We start from the raw sequence: 1,417 nt of genomic DNA, 5'->3' as shown, positions 1-1,417 counted from the left end.
GGCTCTTCGATTTTTAGCGTGGTGACCCGAAAAAGAAGTAAGGCTCGCAGTCCCTTCTGCGAAAATGGATGTTGACTAAAACAATTCATACGCAAGGAACTACGAGCCGTGATCAAGGATACCGGCCGAATCGATGCTGCGTCGATTCTGTTGAACCTCACCGACTACCGCGTCATCACCGTGACTCAGGAACTTGCCGGACGGCAGGTACTTGTTGAGCCCATCGAAACCGAAGCCGCTTGCCCCTCCTGCGGGGTACTGACTACCCGAATCCAAGCAAGGCCGGTGCACCAGGTCAAGGACCTGCCCGCCGGCGGCGACGACCTGCAGGTGTTGGTACGCAAACGCCGCATGGCCTGCCAAGAACCTGCCTGCGAACGCCGTTCGTTCGTGCAAACCACCGAGCAACTGCCCTTCCGCGCACGGATCACCACCAGGCTCTCCCAACGGCTCGTGGACGAGATGAGCTGCGAACTGCGAGCCGTGTCCCGGGTCGCCGCAGCGCATGGGGTGTCATGGCCAACGGTCATGGCCCGACTGACCACCGTCGGTGAACTCGTCGGGAATGTGGACCGGATGTTCATCCGGCGCCTGGGCATCGATGAGCACCGGTTCCGCAAAGTCCGCTACGCCCTTGGCCGGACCGGGAAAGTCGTTCGGATTGAGCCGTGGTCCATCGTCTTCACCGATCTGGACACCGGAAAGATCCTGGATATCGTGGACGGACGCCGCGGAACAGCGGTAAAGAAGTGGTTGAAGAACCGGCCACGGTATTGGCGCCAACGGGTGCAGTACGTCGCGATCGACATGTCTGCCGAGTTCCGCAAAGCGGTGCGTGAGAATCTGCCCAAGGCGAAGGTCAGCGTGGACCATTTCCACGTGATCGCCCGGGCGAATCTGATGATCACCCAGGTCCGCCGCCGCCGTTCCCACGAAGTGCACGAACGCCGTGGCAGGGCCACGGATCCGGCCTACAAGTACCGGAAGCTACTAACCTGCAACTTAGAGAACCTGTCGATCAAGCAGGTGGAACGGCTGAAGCTGATCCTTGAATCAGACCCGGAACTCGGAGTGATCTATGGAATCAAGGAACACGTGCGGCAACTGCTGAAAACCGCTGATATCCATGAATTCCAGTCCCGGTGGGCGGTGCTGGAGAAATCAGTGAAGGCCACAAAAATGACCGAGGCGAAAACATTGTTCCGCACGTTGACCGCCTGGCGGCGGGAGCTGCTGGTGTTCGTACGAACGAGGTTGACCAACGCCCGGAGCGAGGCGGCGAACCTGACGGCGAAGAACCTGAAACGCATCGGTCGAGGCTATCGGAATCATGGTCATTATCGGCTTCGGATATTGTTGTACACGGCGGGCCTACGGCCGTGCTGAACATCCTGCACCACGCTTAACTTTTAAGAGC

At 59.1% G+C, this 1,417-nt stretch carries 1 protein-coding gene; it reads left to right on the top strand.

The features are described from left to right. Positions 1-108 precede the first annotated feature (108 nt). Complete coding sequence (locus ACT3TP_RS18645; RefSeq protein WP_013348066.1) at positions 109-1,386, top strand: ISL3-like element ISAar15 family transposase; 1,278 nt, start codon at positions 109-111, stop codon at positions 1,384-1,386. Positions 1,387-1,417: the final 31 nt, after the last annotated feature.

The organism is Glutamicibacter sp. AOP38-B1-38 (assembly GCF_052377485.1).
In the GTDB taxonomy this organism is placed as follows: domain Bacteria; phylum Actinomycetota; class Actinomycetes; order Actinomycetales; family Micrococcaceae; genus Glutamicibacter.
The sequence above is the reverse complement of the archived record's forward strand: the minus strand, read 5'-3'. Positions and strand labels throughout refer to the sequence as shown.